This is a genomic window from Saccharopolyspora pogona, from assembly GCF_014697215.1.
GTDB classification, from domain to species: Bacteria; Actinomycetota; Actinomycetes; order Mycobacteriales; family Pseudonocardiaceae; genus Saccharopolyspora; species Saccharopolyspora hattusasensis.
Genome location: NZ_CP031142.1, coordinates 4,311,586 through 4,328,741 on the forward strand (window position 1 = coordinate 4,311,586; position 17,156 = coordinate 4,328,741).

Sequence of the window (17,156 nt, forward strand, 5' to 3'; positions counted from 1 at the left end):
CCTCGTTCCATAAACAGAACGGAAGCTCCGGTGCAGTTACGGCAACAGCTCCCCACCGCCCTGCCGATGTCCACATTGGTCTCCGGCGCCATCACCACGTTGGTCGGCGTGGTGAGCTCCGCAGCCATCGTCTTCCAAGCCGCGCGAACCCTCGGCGCGGGCCCCGCGGAAATCGGCTCGTGGATCCTCGCGCTCGGCGCGGGCATCGGCGTCACCTCGATCGCTCTGTCCCTCCGCTACCGGGCGCCGGTCGTGCTGGCCTGGTCCACGCCCGGTGCCGCGCTGCTGGCCACGAGTGGTCAAGGTACCTCGATGGCCGAAGCGGTAGGCGCGTTCCTGCTCGCCGCGGCGCTGACGGTGCTGGTGGGGCTCACCGGCTGGTTCGAGCGGGCGGTCAACCTGATCCCGTCTTCGATCGCGTCCGCGCTGCTCGGCGGCGTACTGCTGCAGTTCGGCCTGGGCATGTTCACCGCCATGCAGACCCAGTTCTGGCTGGTGCTGGCGATGCTGGTGGGCTATCTGCTCGGCAAGCGCCTGCTGCCCAGGTACGCGGTGCTCATCGCGCTCGTGATCGGCGTGGTGCTGGCCGCCGTCCAGGGCTCGTTGCGCTTCGACGGCGTCGGCTTCGCCCTGGCCGCGCCGGTGTGGACCTGGCCGAGCTGGTCGCTGCACTCCATGATCAGCCTGGCCTTTCCGCTGTTCGTCATCACGATGACCTCGCAGAACCTGCCCGGCATGGTGACGCTGCGCGCCCACGGCTACACGACGCCGGTGTCGCCGATCCTGGCCTGGACCGGCGTGGTGAACGTGGTGCTGGCGCCGCTGGGCTGCTTCGGCATCAACCTCGCGGCGATCACCGCGGCGCTGTGCATGGGCCGGGACGCGCACGAGGATCCGGGGCAGCGCTACAAGGCCAGCATCGCCTCCGGCGCCTGCTACCTGCTGCTGGGGATCTTCGGGGCGATGCTCGGCGGCCTCATCGCCGCGTTCCCGCTCGCGCTGATCACCGCGCTCGCCGGGATCGGCCTGCTGGACACCATCGGTGGCTCGCTGGCCAAGGCCACCGAAGACCCGGGCAGTCGCACCGCCGCGCTGATCGCGTTCCTGATCACGGCCTCGGGCCTGACGATCTTCGGCATCGCGTCGGTCTTCTGGGGCCTGCTGGCCGGGGTCACCGCCCACCTGATCACCAGGAAACCCGCAGCCAGCGCCTGAGAGCGGAGCGAACGGCCCGTTCACGTCTTCCATCGACGCGAACGGGCCGTTCGCTCCAACACCGGAGCGCTCGGGGACGGGGTGACCTGGCAAGCCTCTGGGCGGCCGACCCGCGCGGCACCATGGCAAGTTCTGGACCATCAGCCCCGGCGACTTCCAGCCCAAGCCCGTGCAGCGGAACCTGCCGATCTACCTGGGCGGGCTCTCCCCTGCGGCGTGACCCACCCGAGGCGAGCAGTCGGGGCCTAGCAGACATACCGTCTAGTCGGTACGGTCCTGGGCATGGGTTCCAGTGACGCGGCCCCCACGATCCACGCGATCCGGGCGGTGATCTTCGACTACGGAGGGGTTGTGGCCACCCCCGGCCGTGCCGTCATCCGGGCGTGGACCGAGCAGGTGCGGATCCGCCCGGAGACGTTCTCGCCGCGCTCAAGGACTGGCCGTCGCGCAGCGCCCCCGCGGGCACCCGATCCACCGGCTGGAGACCGGCGAGATCACCGACGCCGAATTCGACCGCACCCTCGCGGCGCGGCTGCGCACCGTCGACGACGGCCCGGTCGCGCCGGACGGGCTGATGCGGCGGATGTTCGCGCAGATGCGCAGCGAACCGGCGATGCTCGACCTGGTGCGCCGGCTGCGGGCCCGCGACGTGCGGACCGTGCTGCTGTCCAACAGCCGAGGCCGGGCTCCGCAAGCCCGACCCGCAGATCTACCGACTGGCCCTGGACCGCCTCGGGCTCCCGCCGCACGAAGCGGCGTTCGTCGACGACGGCGCCCCGAACATCGAAGCCGCCCAGCGGCTCGGATGCACGCGGTGCTGCACACCGACGTCGCCGCGACCCGCGCCCGGCTCGCCGAACTCGTCCCGGCCCTGCGCCAGGACCTCCCGCAGGACAAGGAGCGCTGTTGAACGCCCAACCGCCGCCCGGCGAGCTGCCGGGCCTCGACCTCAACCGGCTGCGCGCGCACCTCGACGCGGAGCGGCCCGGCCTGGCCGGCGGACCACTCACCGGCGAACTCGTCCAAGGTGGACGGTCCAACCTGACCTACGTCGTCGGGGACGGCGCGCACCAGTGGGTGGTGCGCCGCCCGCCGCTGGGCCACGTGCTGACCACCGCGCACGACATGAGCCGCGAGTTCCGGGTGTTGTCCGCGCTGGCCGGAACGCCGGTGCCGGTGCCGGAAACCCACCTGCTGTGCCAGGACGAAAGCGTGCTCGGGGCCCCGTTCTACGTCATGGAGTACGTGCCGGGCACCGTCTACCGCACGCCGCAGCTGACCGAACGGCTCGCCCAGCAGCAGCGCGTCGACCTGGCCTGGCAGCTGATGGACGTGCTCGCCGACCTGCACTCGATCGCCCCGGACGCCGTCGGGCTGGGCGAATTCGGCCGCCCGGAAGGCTTCCTGGAACGTCAGGTCCGCCGCTGGAGCAAGCAGCTGGCCGCCTCGCACAGCCGCGACATCGACGGCATCGAAGAGCTCGCCGCCCGGCTGGCGACAACCATCCCCAGCACGCCGCGCACCGGGATCGTGCACGGCGACTACCGGCTGGACAACATGATCGTCGGCGACGACCAGCGCATCCGGGCCGTCCTGGACTGGGAGATGGCCACCATCGGCGATCCGCTCACCGATCTCGGACTGCTCGCCGTGTACTGGGAAGGCTTCAACGGCGTGGAGCGCAACCCCATCGCCAAGGGCGTGGGCCCCGACTACGGCTTCCCCACCGCACGACAACTGCTGGACCGCTACGCCGAACGCAGCGGCACCGATCTGTCCGACATGGACTGGTACGTGGCGTTCGGGTACTTCAAGATCTCCGTGATCCTGGAAGGGATCCACTACCGCTTCATCCACAACCAGACGGTCGGCGAAGGCTTCCAACACGTCGGCGCATTGGTGGCACCACTGGTCGAGCAGGGTCTCGCCATCCGCAAGGAGGTATGAGATGGATTTCGGCTACGACGAACGCACCGAGGAGCTGCACAAGCAACTGCTGGACTTCATGGACTCGCACGTCTACCCCGCCGAACCGGTGTTCCTGGAGCAGCTGGCCGAGGCCGACGACCCGTGGTCGGCGCACCCGCCTGTCATCGAGGAGCTCAAGGCCGAGGCCCGCAAGCGCGGCCTGTGGAACCTGTTCCTGCCGGGCGAGCAGGGCGCCGGGCTGACCAACCTGCAGTACGCGCCGCTGGCCGAGATCATGGGCCGGGTCGGCCGGCTGGCCCCGGAGGCCACCAACTGCGCCGCGCCGGACACCGGCAACATGGAGGTGCTGGCGCTGTTCGGCACCGAGCAGCAAAAGAAGCAGTGGCTGCAGCCGCTGCTGGACGGCGAGATCCGCTCCGCGTTCTGCATGACCGAGCCCGACGTCGCCTCCTCCGACGCCACCAACATCGGCACCCGCATCGAACGCGACGGCGACCACTACGTGATCAACGGTCGCAAGTGGTTCTCCTCCGGCGCGATGAGCCCGCGCTGCACGATCCTGATCGTGATGGGCAAGACCGACCCGAACGCCGAGCGGCACCGCCAGCAGAGCCAGATCCTGGTGCCCAAGGACACGCCGGGCGTGCAGATCAAGCGCAGCATGAACGTCTTCGGCTACACCGACGCCGACCACGGCGGGCACGCCGAGATCGTGTTCGAGAACGTCCAGGTGCCGGTGGAGAACATCATCGCCGGCGAGGGCGAGGGCTTCGCGATCGCCCAGGCCCGGCTCGGCCCCGGCCGCATCCACCACTGCATGCGAGCCATCGGCATGGCCGAGCGCGCGCTGGAGCTGATGTGCCGCCGCGCCAACGAGCGGATCGCTTTCGGCAAGCCGCTGGCCGACCAGGGCGTGGTCCAGCACTGGATCGCCGAGTCCCGGGTGAAGATCGAGCAGGCCAGGCTGCTGGTGCTCAAGACCGCGTGGCTGATGGACACCGCCGGCAACCAGGGCGCGCACACCGAGATCCAGGCGATCAAGGTCGGCGTGCCGCAGATGGCCACCTGGGTCATCGACCGGGCCATCCAGGCGCACGGCGGCGGTGGCGTCAGCCAGGCGTTCCCGCTGGCCAACCTTTACGCGCACGCCCGCACCCTGCACATCGTCGACGGACCGGACGAGGTGCACCGGCGCTCCCTGGCCCGCCGCGAACTGAAGAAATACCGCTGACCGCTCGTGAGTGGTGATTCCGGTAAGAACCGGCATCACCACTCACGATCACGGCGAAGGGCGAGAAGCTCGGCACCAGCGACTGGCTGACCATCGACCATCGCCCAGGAGCAGGTGAACCATTTCGCCGACGCCACCCTGGACCACCAGTGGATCCACATCGACGTGGAGCGCGCCGAGCAGGGCCCGTTCAGCGGCCCGATCGCGCACGGGTTCCTCACCCTGAGCCTGCTGCCGAAGCTGAACTCCCAGACCTACAAGTTCGAGGGTGCCAAGATGGGGATCAACTACGGCCTGAACAAGGTGCGCTTCCCCAGCCCGGTCCTGGTCGGTTCCCGAGTCCGCTCCACCACGGAGCTGGCGGAAGTGACCGAAGTGGACGGTGGCCTCCAGCTGACGGTCAAGTCCACCATCGAAATCGAGGGCGGCACCAAGCCGGGCTGCGTCGCAGAAGGCCTCACCCGAGTGATCTTCTGACAGTTTTTCCCGAGTGAGGGGCACCTTTTACCGGCTATGCGTCGATCTGTTGGGTGAGGCTCGCGGCGAGGGGATTGGCTGACGTGCTGTCGTCGGGATCTGCTGCCAGCGCCATGCGCAACCAACGCTCGCCAGGCCACAGGTCCTCAAGCGTCTCCCCGTCCGCGGTTGGCGGCGCGAGGCACAGAAGCCGCGCCAGTTCCCGCGCCGCTGCGGGATCACCCGCCTCAGCCACGGTTTGGAGCAGCGTAACCGTCTTTTCGATCTCCACGGGCTGGCATCGTACGGTCGTGAGTGCCAAAGCTGGTAAGAGCCGGTTTTCGCACTCACGACTCAAATCGCCCGCGCCACCGCCGAAGCGCTCGTGAAACAGGTACTCGCCTGACGACGGTTTGCAAGGGGCCGTGAGTCTTTTGGGCTGCTATACCCGGATCCACCGAGTTGGTTTTGGCGTGGGTTGTTGATCAAGGTCTTGGGGGTGTTGATCGATAATGCTGGTGGTGGGTGTGCGGAGTCCGCCGGCCTGGTGGTCCGGCTTATCCACTGTGGTCTCCGGTCGGCGCCCGTAGGCGGGTGTGGTCAGGGGCAGGCCCCGGCTGGCGGGGGGTGGGTTGCGGTGAACAGGCTGGTGAAGGCCTGTTTCCAGTGCCAGTCGGCCGGGAGGTGCAGCACGATGCGGCGGGCGGAGCGGGCGATACGGGCCGGGATCGTGATGAGGTGCCGCCGCAGGGTGGTGGTGCGGGCTTTGGCGTGGAACTGCGACGCGAGACTGCCTGCGGCACGCATCAGGTTGTGGGTCAGCGCGGCCAGGGACAGCCAGGCGCCGTTGGCGGCGAGCTGCCCGGAGGGCAGGTGGGCCGCGGCGGAGTCGTTGAGGTCGGCGAAGACTTGCTCGATCGTCCCGGCGCGGCCGCGGTGCTCGGCCTCGGCGGTGAGCAGCTCGTGCGGGGAGTCGGTGAAGATCGCGTGATAAAGCCAGACCGGGAACAACTCGCCGGTGGCATCGGTGGTGGTGATCCGGGTGCGGCGCACGATCAGCCGGGCGGTGACCGCACGGCCGGGATTCTGGGTGACGTTGGTGAACGCCTCCAGTGTCGTTTCGGCGATCTCGCCCTCATAGATCCACTGCTTGGCGCGGTCGTCGAAGACCGGCCGGTTGAAACGCACGGTCTGCCATGTGTTCTCGTCGATCCCGGCGATCGCGGCCTTCACAGTCGCGGTGTGTTTGGCGGTGACCGAGAAATACGCCCCGGCTTTGCGGATCGCGGCGATGACCGGGCCGGTGAAAAACGCCGAATCACCCCGCACCACGATCGTCCCCGTCGCACCACACGCCCGGGCCGTCTTGATCGCCGAGGTGATCAGTGACGCCGCGCCGCGGGCGGAATTGGCGTTACCACCCCGCATCCGGGTCGCCGCCACCACCGGCGCCGTACCGGGGGTGGAGATCGTGGCCATCAGATAGTTCAGGCCCCGCACCTTCGTATACCCATACGCCGAGCCCTGCTTCCCCGCCCCGTAGACCTCTTTGATCTTCGAGTCGATATCGACGAACACCAGCTCATCGGCCCCCGGCAACAACCCGCACCGCCCGGCCAGGCGTTCCAGCACGATCCGGCCCAGCTTCTCCAGCTGCGCCACATGCCCATAGGTGAACCCACGCAGAAACGTGCCCAGCGTCGACGGCGCCCGGATCCCGTCGAACAACCGCGACATGCCACCGTGGCGGATCACACCCAGATCCTCGAACGAGTCCGCACCACAGGCCATCCCCGCCACGATCGAGGACACCTTCACACCCGGATTCGCCCCCGCCGACCCCACATCCGGCGACAATTTCACCGTCTGCTCAGCCAGATCAGCCACCCCGACCTGCTCGGCCAGCCGCAACACCGGCACCAATCCCGCACACGACACGAGATTCGGATCATCGAACCTCACCGACACCGCGCCGACACTATGCGATGCTTGCATCCAGCAGATGCCCTCTCATCCAGGAACCGATTGTCTCTCTTGCAAGAACAATCATCCCAGGCCAGAGGGCATCTGCCCCACCACGACACGACCCCCGCCTGCACAAACTTTCACCACAACACCGGTGGATCCGGGCTATAGCTATGCTGGCCAAAGGTGCCCTTCACTCGTAATTCTTTCGGGCTCAGGGTGCGATGTGGATGCCCATGCCGGGGCGACCACAGTGGACATCGCCACCACGACCAGGAAGAGCAGGCCGAACAGGGTAAACGGTTCGGGGAGCTTGTTGCCGACCCGTTCCACGAGTTCAGCGCGCGGTCGATCCTCGATGGCCTGGCAGCGCGGGTGTCACTGCTCATGCTTGCTCCTGCTGGTGGATCTCACGAGAAGAGCAAGCAGCAGCGAATCTCCCCGCGCCGGGCCCGCGCACCCCCCGGCGGCAGATTGATCGACACGAACGAAACCGGCGCGGACGCGTCAACCGCGCCCGTCGTGCTTACGGGCGCAGGGAGGCCAGGAGGAGGTCGGCGAACTGCTCGCCGACCTCCTCACCCGTGAGCTTGCCGTCCTTGCGGAACCAGGTGCCGAGGTGGTGCACCGCGCCGAAGAAGAAGTCGACCACGAGGTCCGCCGACTTGTCCGACCGGAACACCCCGGAGAGCTGGCCCTCCTCGATCAACGCCCGCACCCGCTCGTGGTAGCGCCGCCGCTCCGCCCGGACCTCCGCCTGCTTGTCCGCATGCAGCAGGTGCATGGAGCGGAAGAAGATCACCGTGTCGTCGAGGTTGGCGGCCGTCGTGGCGACGACGTCCGCGGCCACCGCGTGCAGCCTCTCCTGCACCGGCGCGTCGCTGGCCGCCGCGCTCTCCATCCGCGCGTGCTGGTCGCGCAGCACCCGCGCGTAGATCTCGTAGAGCAGGTCGTCCTTGGAGCCGAAGTAGTGGTACATCGCCCCTTTGGTGACCCCGGCGGCGTCCACGATCTGCTGCACCGAGGTCATCTCGAAGCCCTGCTCGGCGAACAACCGCGTGGCCACGGCCAGCAACCGCTGCGGAACCGGTTCGGCGCCCACCGCCGGTCCGGCAGTAGTGCGACCGTTCGCCGACCGCGCCATGTCAACCTCCCCTGTCGATGCCCACTCAGCGTATCGACCTGCCGGTCCGGCTTGGCGCGGACCGGCGGCGACACGCGCCCCTACTTCAGTTTGCGCTGGAGTTTCCGCATGCCAGGCAGCGCTGCGGTTCGGCGGCCCGCAGCGCGTAGTAGTCGGCGACCTCCGGGTGCGGCAGGATCAGGAACTCCCCGCCGTCCAGCGAGTCGGCGACCACGTCGGCGGCCTGCTCGGGTTCGAGCGCGCCCTTCGCCAGGATCACCTCGCCGGCGCTGCCGTTGCCGGCATCGTTGATCACCACGACCGAATCGGCGAGCTGCAGCTCGCACACCGCCCTTCCGCGAGTCTGGTTCCGCCTTCGACAGCGGCGATTTCGCGAGAAATTGACCGTCACCCGGGTGAACGTCAATTTCTCGCGAAATCGCCACGCGCTCACACACCGCCCTTCAGAGTCACGCCGCCGTCCAGGACCAGGACCTGGCCAGTGACCCAGGACGCCTCCTCGGAGAGCAGGAACGCCGCCGCGGCGCTGATGTCGGAGGGAATTCCCAGGCGCTTCAACGGGTAGCCCGCGGCGACCTCGTCCTCCTTGTCCTCGTACAGCGCCGTGGCGAACTTCGTCTTGACCACGGCCGGGGCGATGCCGTTGACCCGGATGTCCGGGCCGAGCTCGACCGCGAGCTCCTTGGTGATGTACGCCAGCGTCGCCTTCGTCGCGCCGTAGAAGCCGATCCCCGGTGCGGGCCGCAGACCGGCCACGGAGGACACGTTGAGCACCGAGCCGCCGTGCTCCTTCATCCACGCGCGGTACACCTGCTGGGTCCACGCGAGCGCGGCCAGCACGTTGACCTCGAAGGTCTTGCGCGCGATCCCGTGCTCCAGGTCGATCAGCGGGCCGTAGGCGGGGTTGATGCCGGTGTTGTTGACCAGCATGTCCACCCGGCCGAAGGTCTCCACGGTCTTGGCGACCGCCTCGGCTTGGTGCTCCCCGTCGTCGGCCTTGCCGGGGATGCCGAGCGCGTTCTCGGCGCCGCCGAGGCCCTGCACAGCCTCGGCCAGCGGCTCGGGCTTGCGAGCCGTCAGGGTGACCTTCGCGCCCTCTGCCACCAGGCGTTCGGCGATGGCCAGGCCGATGCCCCGGCTCGCCCCGGTTACGATCGCGACCCGCCCGTCGAAACGCTTGCTCATCGGTTTCCCTTCTCTCACGGGGTTTTCACGCGGCGGCAGCCGCTGGCAGCGCGCGACCTTGGCCGTCTCGCGGGCGTGTCCCGCAGTTGGCGGCGCAGGATCTTGCCGGTCGGGTGAGCCCGAAGATGCCGTTGCCGCCGAGCTCCTTGACCCGGGACCGCATGCCTTCGGCGTTGAACACGACTTTGCCGTGGGTGTTGGTGGCGCCGTTGGGCCCGCCGCTGGTCCCCGGGGTGCAGACGAGCAGCGCGACGTCCGAACTGGACAGTTCGATCTCCGGGGGCCGCCGTCCGGCGTTGGCCCGCGCGACCGCCAGCAGGTCCACGCACCCGGCGGCCGGGCGGCGTTCGAGCTTGGCGAACAGTCGCGGGTCGTGGCGGGTCTGCAGGTCGAGCTCGCTGGTGGTGACCGCGACCCGCACCCCAGCGGCGCCGGCGAGGTGGCCAGGCACGTCGTGCCAGCCCTGCTCGGAGGAGACGATCGCGGTCGGCTGCGCGTCGGCGAGGATCTTGGTCAGCTCGTGGGGCCGGTACATGGGGTTGAGCGGCACGACGATCGCGCCGGCCTGCCACCCGGCCCGCAGTGCGATCGCGAACTGCGGCACGTTCTGCGGGTACAGGGCCAGCCGGTCGCCCCGGCCGACCCCCTGTTCGATCAGGTGGACGGCCAGCCCGTCGCTGAGCTCGTCGAGCTCCCGGTAGCTGATCCGGCCGTCGGAGTAGGTGATGGCCACGTGGTCCGGGTTTTCCCGGTGGGCAGCGGCGAACAGTTCGAGCATGTTGTCGAACCGCGGCTCGATCTCGGCGGGGACCTCGCCGTCGTAGAGCGCCGGCCAAGGTCGTTCGTCGTACGCGCTGCCCAACACACCACCTCCACATCGAGACCGACCAGTCGGTACGTCCAGTCAACGACCCACGCCCGGTCTCGTCAAGCCTCGGCGGCACCACCTTGCTCCGACCGGCGCAACTCCGGCTTCGCAACCTCGCCAAAACCTTGACCAGCCAACTGGTCCAGTCCATTTTGCGAGAACATCATCCGGCTCTCACCCCACGGAGGCCCGCATGACCAGACGAATGGCCGCGCTCGCCGCGGCCGTCCTCGCCGCCGCGCTCGCATTCGTCCCCGCCGGCTCGTCCGCCACCCCGCAAGCCCTGCCCAAGCACCAGCTCACCGGGTACTGGCAGAACTTCGTCAACAACGCCAAGCCGCTGAAGATCAGCGACATCTCGCCGAATTACGACGTCATCGCACTGGCATTCGGCAATGCCGACTCGGCCCGACCCGGCGTGGTCACCTTCAACGTCGACCCGGAGCTGTCCACCGCACTCGATGGCTACACCGACGAGCAGCTCAAATCAGACATCGCCGCGAAGCGGGCCGAGGGCAAGACATTCGTGCTCTCAATAGGCGGCGAAAAAGGAAACGTCGACCTCGGCAGCGAGGCGAATGTCGCAAATTTTGTCGACTCGGTCGAAAAAATCTTAACTGATTACGGAATCAACGGGTTGGACATTGACCTGGAGTACGGACTCAACGTTCCCAACACGACCAGCGCGATCCGCCAGCTGCGCGAACGCGTGGGCGACGGCTTCGTGCTGACCATGGCGCCGCAGACCCTCGACGTGCAGTCCGGCGGCTCCTACCTGCAGCTGATCGACAACGTCAAGGACATCCTCACGGTCGTGCACACCCAGTACTACAACTCGGGTTCGATGAACGGCTGCGACGGCCAGGTCTACAGCCAGGGCTCGGCCGACTTCATCACCGCACAGGCGTGCAGCCTGCTGAAGGTGCTGCGGCCTGACCAGGTTTCACTGGGCCTGCCGGCGGCGGCCTCGGCGGCCGGCAGCGGGTACGTCGATCCGTCGATCGTCAACAACGCGCTCAGCTGCCTGGCGGCGGCCAACGACTGCGGTCGGTACACCCCGGACCAGCCGCACCCCGAGATCAGCGGCGTGATGACCTGGTCCATCAACTGGGACGCCAGCAGTGGCAATGCTTTCTCGGATCCGGTTCGGACCCATTTGGACAGCCTGCCGTAGCCGAATCCGCCTCCGGTCGGGGTCTTCAGATCCACGATCACGCCAAAGAACACCCCGACCGGAGCCGCGAGTCCGTCACGGTGCGCAATCCACATGCTACGAAAAGTGATACTTCGCACTACGCGCACGTTCGCGCACACATTTCCGCTATACCGCGCTACCCTGGAGTCATGTCAGCCGCGCTGGAAACCGTGTTGGCACGGGCCGGTTTAAAGGTCACCGCCAACGAATTCCTGACCCTGGTCGAGGACGCCGCTAAGAAGCTCACCTCGCCGCAGGTGGACCCAGGGGCGCACTTCACCGAAGCGGAACGACTCGCGCTCACCGAAGCAGGCCTGGACCTGACGCCGTTGAGCGACTCCGAAGCCGACGCCCGCGCGCGGACCGTCGCCGAACAGGCCGTGCTGCGCGACACCGCGCTGTCGGTGAACCAGGCCGCGGACCGGGTGGGAGTGGACAGCAGCCGGATCCGGCACCGCATCAGCGAACGACGGTTGATCGGTTGGAAAGATCGCGGCGGATGGCGGCTGCCCGCGTGGCAGTTCAGCGACACCGACGTGCTGCCCGGGCTGGACGTCGTGCTCGCGCTGATGCCCGTCGACCAACCGGCGCTCGTGCTGGCCAACTTCATGACCACGCCGCAGGAGGACCTCGAAATCGGGGACCGGCCGGCGAGCCCGCGCGAGTGGCTACTGGCCGGTGGCGACCCGCAGCGGGTGGCCGAGCTCGCCGCCACGATCGGCACCCCGGCCTGAGCCCCGTTCCCAACCTTCGAGACCCCAACCCAGGACGTCCATGGCACGGCTACCACAGCCGCCTGCGCCCGCTGCGCTGCAGGCGATACTCCGGCGCACCGAAGACGTGATCGCGGTGCCCGCCGGCACTCGCCTCGTGCGCGTGTTCACCTCCGGGGGCAACCACCCCCAGCAGTGGAACAGCTTCCGCTACGCCGGCCCGTTACCGCACGCCAGGTTCGACCCGCACCTGCCCAACACCCAGGGCGGCCCGACGGTCACCCGGGAGCACGGCGTGCTGTACTTCTCGCTGTCGGTGCAGACCTGCATCGCCGAGGTCTACCAGGCGACCTCCACAGTGGACCGCCGGACGCGCAGCCCGCACCTGGTCCTGTTCCGTCCACGTCGGACGCTCCGGCTGCTGGACCTGACGGGCCTGTGGCCCACCCGCGCCGGTGCCTCGCAAGCGATCAGCAGCGGCCCCAAGCTGCGCACCCAAGCGTGGGCGCGCGGGATCCGCGCGGCCTACCCGGAGCTCGACGGCCTCTGGTACCGCTCTTCGATGGACGCGGGCAACCCGTCGCTGTGCCTCTGGGATCCGCCGGCGGCAACGGCCCTCCCGGACTCCCCCGACGTCCTTCTCCCGCTGAGCCACCCGGGCCTGGACGTGCCCCTGGGACGGGTGTGCAAAGAACTCAGCTACACACTGTTGGACTGATTTCGGTTTTCCAGGCCCGTTTTGCGCGGCAGTGCGCGCCGGAGAACCACAGAGGCCTTTCCACTGTGCGGGATCCCAGGTCCAAATGCCGAGACATATTCTCGGCGCCAGCCCCAGCGAAAACGAAAGTGCCCGGAGTTCCCGTTTGAAACTCCGGGCACTTTCGTTGCGGATCAGGCGTTCTCGGCCGCTTCCTCGTCCTGGGATTCGGCGTCCTTCTTCGACTTCGCCAGGCTGGCCCAGGTCGTGACGGCCAGCACCACGACGATCACCGACAGGGACATCCAGTTGGTGATCTCCAGCCACTCCGGCACCAGGTGGTACTCGTGGAACGCGTGCAAGATCAGCTTGATGCCGATGAACCCGAGGATCACCGCCAGGCCCACCGACAGGTAGACCAGCTTGTCCACCAGGCCGCCGAGCAGGAAGTACAGCTGCCGCAGCCCCATCAGCGCGAACGCGTTGGCGGCGAAGACCAGGAACGGGTCCTGGGTGATGCCGAAGATCGCCGGGATCGAGTCGACCGCGAACAGCAGGTCTGCGCTGCCGATCGCGACGATCACCACGAACATCGGGGTCAGGTGGCGCTTGCCGTCGATCTTCACGCTCGACTTGGCGCCGTGGTAGTCGTCGGTCACCGGGGACACCTTGCGGACCCAGCGGACCACGGCGTTCTCGGCGTACTCCTCGTCATCGTCCTTCTTGCGGACCATGTTGACCGCGGTCCAGATCAGGAACGCACCGAAGATGAAGAAGATCCAGACGAACTGGGCGATCAGAGCGGCGCCGACCGCGATGAAGATGCCGCGCATCACCAGCGCCAGCAGGATGCCGATCAGCAGCACCCGGTGCTGGTGGATCGACGGGACCGCGAAGCTGGACATGATCACCATGAAGATGAACAGGTTGTCCACGCTCAGCGAGTACTCGGTGATGTAACCCGTGAAGTATTCGATCGCGAAGTGGGAGTCGCCGAAGAACCAGACCCCGAGCCCGAACACGATCGCGCAGGCCACGTAGAAGGTGACCCACTTGGCAGCCTCCGCGGTGGTCACCTCGTGCGGCTTGCGGTCCACGATCACGAGGTCGAGCAGCAGCAGGAGGGCGAGGCCACCGAGCGTAGCCGCCCAGATCCACCACGGGACGTCCAGTCGGTCAGTCGCGGGTTGGGTCTGCTGGGCGAGCAGCATCAAGTCGGCACCCATTCGTCACCTCCGGTTCAGGGCATGCGCCAGGTACCGGAGGTCTCTTCCACCGGCCTCAGGCCGGTCGACGGCACCGGGCTTGTCTGAGCAAGTTCCGTGATGACGACACCGCCGCGAAGGAATACTCCCCTCCCGTTGCCAAGATTGTCACTTATGCACGGTCCCGCGCACCACCCCGGGGTCGCACAAGCAACGAACATCACGCGGCGAACCGTACGGTGAGCCTTTCTGAGCGACAACGAGAACGACCGGCGATCACACCGATGGCGGGACCGAGATCATTGCGCCTCACCCGATCATCGTTATGATCACCACCACCCGGCTATCCCGGGACCGCACGCGGGGATGCGGCACGGCCTCGGCTCCGGGCACGACGATGTGTCCGGTTGCTGTTTGGTCTCTGCTTCATAGCGTCTTGTCTTCGCCCGCGTCTGGATCGAAACCGGTGCCTTCGTCTTCCCCTACTGTCGAATGCGTGTCCGCATCCCCCCGTCGCCGCAAGGGCCTCGCCCTGATCGCCCTGTCTTGCATAGCCCTCGTGGTGCTCGGAGCTTTCCTCTGGCCCGGTGACGAAAAACCAGCAGCCGCCCCGGAAGCTCCCCGGGAAGCGCTGGTGGATGTGCTGGACGGCCCCGGAGGCAACGAGCGGGTGCAGATCGACGTCACGCTTTTCGCCCCGGCGGACACCCCGGCGCCCGCGATCTTGCTCGCGCACGGGTTCGGCGGCAGCAAGGACGACACCGCTGCCCAGGCGCAGGAACTGGTCCGCCGCGGGTTCACGGTGCTGACCTTCTCCTCCCGCGGCTTCGGCCGCAGCACCGGCAAGATCGCGTTGAACGACCCCTCCTACGAGGTAACGGACGCGCGCCAGCTGCTGGACTGGCTCGCGCGCCAGCCAGAGGTGCTGCGGGACCGCGAAGGCGATCCTCGGGTCGGTGTGACGGGCGGCTCCTACGGCGGCGCGCTGAGCCTGCTGCTGGCCGGGACCGACCCCCGGGTCGACGCGATCGCACCGCTGATGACCTACAACGACCTCGGCCAAGCACTGCTGCCCAACGCCGCCTCGCGGGACCGGATCGGCGGCAGCACCCCGGCCGACGGCGCCACCGCGGATCACGGCGTGTTCAAGCAGGCCTGGGCGGGCATGCTGTTCTCGGCGGGAAGCTCGCCGCAACAGCGCTCCGACCCGCGACCGCCGGCCCCACCGCCGTCCGACGGCGGCGCGGTCGGCTTCCGCAGCGAGGCCGTCAACCAGCCCTTGACCTGCGGGAACTTCACGCCGCAGGTGTGCGAGGCCTACACCGAGGTGGCGCGGACCGGGCAGGCCGGGCAGGCGACGCTGGACCTGCTCGACCGGGTCTCCCCCAAGTCCGTCACCGCCAACATCAAGGTGCCGACGCTGTTGGTGCAGGGTGAACGCGACACCCTGTTCGGCCTGGACCAGTCGGATGCCAACGCCCGGCAGATCTCCGCCGCCGGCGGCAAGGTCAAGACGATCTGGTTCGCCGGCGGCCACGACGGCGCCTCGCCCGACCTGGCGCTGCGCGAACGCATCGCGGACTGGTTCGCCTTCCACCTCGGCGGGGTTCCGCCGGTGCCCGACCCCGGCACCGGCTTCGAATACGACATCGCCGGGCGGCCGCAGCGCAACGGCGAGATCCCGGTGCGCACCGTGTCCGCGCCCGCCTACCCCGGCGTGCAGGCCGAGCGCACGCCGCGTTTCGCGCTGCAGCTGCGCGGCCCGGTCACGCGGGTGGTCAACCCGCCGGGTGGCAGCCCGGCCGCCACCAGCTCGCTGCCCGGCGTCGGCGAGATGCTGGACGCCGCGGGCAGCTTCGGCCGGTCGCTGGCCCGCGACCTGCCCGGACAGGTAGCGGTGTTCCGCACCGATCCGCTGGACAGCCAGCTGCTGATCTCCGGCATGGCGCGGACCCGCCTTTCGGTGGCGTCGGTGCCGGGCCAGCCCTCGACCGGCGACGCGGTGCTGTTCGCCAAGCTCTACGACGTCGGCCCAGACCAGCAGCGCAGCCTGATCGGCAACGCCGTGTCCCCGCTGCACGTCGCCGACCTGCCCGCGGACGGCACACCGGTCGAGGTGGACGTGGCCCTGCCGGGCGTGGTGCACCCGCTGGAGACCGGTCATCGGTTGGAACTGGCGGTGGCCACCACCGACCAGGCGTACGCGGTGCCGAGGGAACCGGCGGTGCACCGCATCGGCCTGGCCGGCGACAGCTCGGTGTCGATCCCGTCGGTGCGCGGCGCGACGACGACCGCCAACACGGTGCCCGTGGCGCCGCTGGTCGGCATCGTCGTCATCATCGCGGCGGCCCTGGTGGCGTGGGGGCTTTCGTTGATCCGGCGCAAGAGCACCGATGACGTCGACCCGCTGCTGGCCGACACGCCGCTGCTGATCGCCGGGCTGACCAAGTCGTACCCCGACAAGCCCGCGGCGGTGCAGGACCTCTCGATCCGCGTCGAGCGCGGCCAGATCGTCGGGCTACTCGGCCCCAACGGGGCGGGCAAGACGACCACGCTGCGGATGCTGCTGGGGCTGCTCACGCCGACTTCCGGGCAGATCCGGGTGTTCGGCCACCGGCTGGTCCCCGGGGCTCCGGTGCTGTCCCGGGTGGGTTCGCTGGTGGAGACGCCCGGTTTCCTGCCGCATCTGTCCGGTTTGGACAACCTGCGGTACTACTGGGCGGCGACCGGGCGGCCGATGCTGCAGGCCCGCTTCGACGAGGTGCTGCAGATCGCCGGGCTCGGCACGGCCGCCCGGCGCCCGGCGCGCACCTACAGCCAGGGCATGAAGCAGCGGCTGGCGATCGCGCAGGCGATGCTCGGGCTGCCGGAGCTGCTGGTGCTCGACGAGCCGACCAACGGGCTGGACCCGCCGCAGATCCACCAGATGCGCGAGATCCTGCGCCGCTACGCGTCCACCGGCCGCACCGTGCTGGTGTCCAGCCACCTGCTCGCCGAGGTCGAGCAGACCTGCACGCACGTGGTGGTCATGCGCAGTGGCCAGCTGGTGACGGCGGGCAGCGTGGCCGACATCGTGTCGGTCGACGGCGAGGCAACCTTCCGGGTCGACGAGCCGGAGCAGGCGGCCGAGGCCCTGCGCACCATCGAGGGGCTCGGCCCGGTGGAGACCGACGGCGACCTGGTGCACGCCGACCTCGCCGGGCACTCGGCTGCGGTGGCGGTGAACGTGCTGGTCGCCTCCGGGATCGCGGTGCACCAGGTGGGGCCGCGGCGGCGTTTGGAGGACGCTTTCTTGCAACTGGTCGGGGAGGATCACCGGTGACCGACGACGCCGAAGCGCCCAAGGTCAGGCA

Annotated in this window: 15 protein-coding genes and 1 pseudogene; 8 read left to right on the plus strand and 8 right to left on the minus strand. The window is 68.6% G+C overall.

Annotated features, from left to right (window positions below; all coding sequences use genetic code 11):
- Positions 1-30 precede the first annotated feature (30 nt).
- The 4 genes and pseudogenes from DL519_RS19620 to DL519_RS19645 all read left to right on the plus strand — a co-directional run bounded on the left by DL519_RS19620 (position 31) and on the right by DL519_RS19645 (position 4,852).
- Positions 31-1,215 carry a benzoate/H(+) symporter BenE family transporter gene (locus DL519_RS19620; RefSeq protein ID WP_190816927.1) on the plus strand — a complete coding sequence of 395 codons (1,185 nt, stop codon included), beginning with the start codon at positions 31-33 and terminating at the stop codon, positions 1,213-1,215.
- Positions 1,216-2,121: 906 nt separating this feature from the next.
- Positions 2,122-3,162, plus strand: coding sequence for a phosphotransferase family protein (locus DL519_RS19635; RefSeq protein WP_190816929.1), 1,041 nt, complete (start codon positions 2,122-2,124; stop codon positions 3,160-3,162).
- Position 3,163: 1 nt separating this feature from the next.
- Positions 3,164-4,375: an acyl-CoA dehydrogenase family protein gene (locus tag DL519_RS19640; protein ID WP_190816931.1), complete on the plus strand. Its 1,212-nt coding sequence runs from the start codon at positions 3,164-3,166 to the stop codon at positions 4,373-4,375.
- 47 nt (positions 4,376-4,422) lie between these two features.
- Positions 4,423-4,852 (plus strand): annotated as a pseudogene (locus tag DL519_RS19645) (MaoC family dehydratase).
- Positions 4,853-4,886: 34 nt separating this feature from the next.
- Here DL519_RS19645 and DL519_RS19650 read toward each other — a convergent pair.
- The 7 genes from DL519_RS19650 to DL519_RS19680 form a co-directional block, all read right to left on the minus strand.
- Positions 4,887-5,123 (minus strand): hypothetical protein, encoded by a 237-nt coding sequence (locus DL519_RS19650; RefSeq protein WP_190816933.1) that lies wholly within the window; start codon positions 5,121-5,123, stop codon positions 4,887-4,889.
- Positions 5,124-5,431: 308 nt separating this feature from the next.
- Entirely contained in the window at positions 5,432-6,826 is a 1,395-nt protein-coding gene (locus DL519_RS19655; protein WP_190814282.1) for an IS1380 family transposase, read from the minus strand.
- 141 nt (positions 6,827-6,967) lie between these two features.
- Positions 6,968-7,129 carry an AbgT family transporter gene (locus DL519_RS19660; RefSeq protein WP_223839287.1) on the minus strand — a complete coding sequence of 54 codons (162 nt, stop codon included), beginning with the start codon at positions 7,127-7,129 and terminating at the stop codon, positions 6,968-6,970.
- 193 nt (positions 7,130-7,322) lie between these two features.
- Positions 7,323-7,940 carry a TetR/AcrR family transcriptional regulator gene (locus DL519_RS19665; protein WP_190816934.1) on the minus strand — a complete coding sequence of 206 codons (618 nt, stop codon included), beginning with the start codon at positions 7,938-7,940 and terminating at the stop codon, positions 7,323-7,325.
- Between the two features lie 85 nt (positions 7,941-8,025).
- Positions 8,026-8,268 carry a hypothetical protein gene (locus DL519_RS19670; protein ID WP_190816936.1) on the minus strand — a complete coding sequence of 81 codons (243 nt, stop codon included), beginning with the start codon at positions 8,266-8,268 and terminating at the stop codon, positions 8,026-8,028.
- Between the two features lie 101 nt (positions 8,269-8,369).
- Positions 8,370-9,125 carry an SDR family oxidoreductase gene (locus DL519_RS19675; RefSeq protein WP_190816938.1) on the minus strand — a complete coding sequence of 252 codons (756 nt, stop codon included), beginning with the start codon at positions 9,123-9,125 and terminating at the stop codon, positions 8,370-8,372.
- 25 nt (positions 9,126-9,150) lie between these two features.
- Positions 9,151-9,987 carry a class I adenylate-forming enzyme family protein gene (locus DL519_RS19680; protein WP_190824079.1) on the minus strand — a complete coding sequence of 279 codons (837 nt, stop codon included), beginning with the start codon at positions 9,985-9,987 and terminating at the stop codon, positions 9,151-9,153.
- A gap of 199 nt (positions 9,988-10,186) precedes the next feature.
- Here DL519_RS19680 and DL519_RS19685 point away from each other — a divergent pair, with 199 nt between their 5' ends.
- The 3 genes from DL519_RS19685 (at position 10,187) to DL519_RS19695 (ending at position 12,619) form a co-directional block, all read left to right on the plus strand.
- Positions 10,187-11,167: a chitinase gene (locus DL519_RS19685; RefSeq protein WP_223839288.1), complete on the plus strand. Its 981-nt coding sequence runs from the start codon at positions 10,187-10,189 to the stop codon at positions 11,165-11,167.
- A 170-nt stretch (positions 11,168-11,337) separates the two neighbouring features.
- Positions 11,338-11,922 carry a DNA-binding protein gene (locus tag DL519_RS19690; protein ID WP_190816940.1) on the plus strand — a complete coding sequence of 195 codons (585 nt, stop codon included), beginning with the start codon at positions 11,338-11,340 and terminating at the stop codon, positions 11,920-11,922.
- Positions 11,923-11,962: 40 nt separating this feature from the next.
- Positions 11,963-12,619, plus strand: coding sequence for an RES family NAD+ phosphorylase (locus DL519_RS19695; protein ID WP_190816941.1), 657 nt, complete (start codon positions 11,963-11,965; stop codon positions 12,617-12,619).
- A 173-nt stretch (positions 12,620-12,792) separates the two neighbouring features.
- Here DL519_RS19695 and DL519_RS19700 read toward each other — a convergent pair whose 3' ends face one another.
- Positions 12,793-13,770, minus strand: a complete 978-nt coding sequence (locus DL519_RS19700) for a TerC family protein (protein WP_190824081.1) — start codon at positions 13,768-13,770, stop codon at positions 12,793-12,795.
- 529 nt (positions 13,771-14,299) lie between these two features.
- On the opposite strand from DL519_RS19700, the gene DL519_RS19705 reads away from it, so the two are divergent.
- Positions 14,300-17,125 carry an alpha/beta fold hydrolase gene (locus DL519_RS19705; protein ID WP_223839289.1) on the plus strand — a complete coding sequence of 942 codons (2,826 nt, stop codon included), beginning with the start codon at positions 14,300-14,302 and terminating at the stop codon, positions 17,123-17,125.
- Positions 17,126-17,156 lie beyond the last annotated feature (31 nt).

Coding starts and splice junctions, on each gene's coding strand:
- DL519_RS19640 (WP_190816931.1), top strand. CDS start 3,164: ATGGATTTCGGCTACGACGAACGCACCGAGGAGCTGCACAAGCAACTG.
- DL519_RS19655 (WP_190814282.1), bottom strand. CDS start 6,826: ATGCAAGCATCGCATAGTGTCGGCGCGGTGTCGGTGAGGTTCGATGAT.
- DL519_RS19665 (WP_190816934.1), bottom strand. CDS start 7,940: ATGGCGCGGTCGGCGAACGGTCGCACTACTGCCGGACCGGCGGTGGGC.
- DL519_RS19675 (WP_190816938.1), bottom strand. CDS start 9,125: ATGAGCAAGCGTTTCGACGGGCGGGTCGCGATCGTAACCGGGGCGAGC.
- DL519_RS19685 (WP_223839288.1), top strand. CDS start 10,187: ATGACCAGACGAATGGCCGCGCTCGCCGCGGCCGTCCTCGCCGCCGCG.
- DL519_RS19690 (WP_190816940.1), top strand. CDS start 11,338: ATGTCAGCCGCGCTGGAAACCGTGTTGGCACGGGCCGGTTTAAAGGTC.
- DL519_RS19695 (WP_190816941.1), top strand. CDS start 11,963: ATGGCACGGCTACCACAGCCGCCTGCGCCCGCTGCGCTGCAGGCGATA.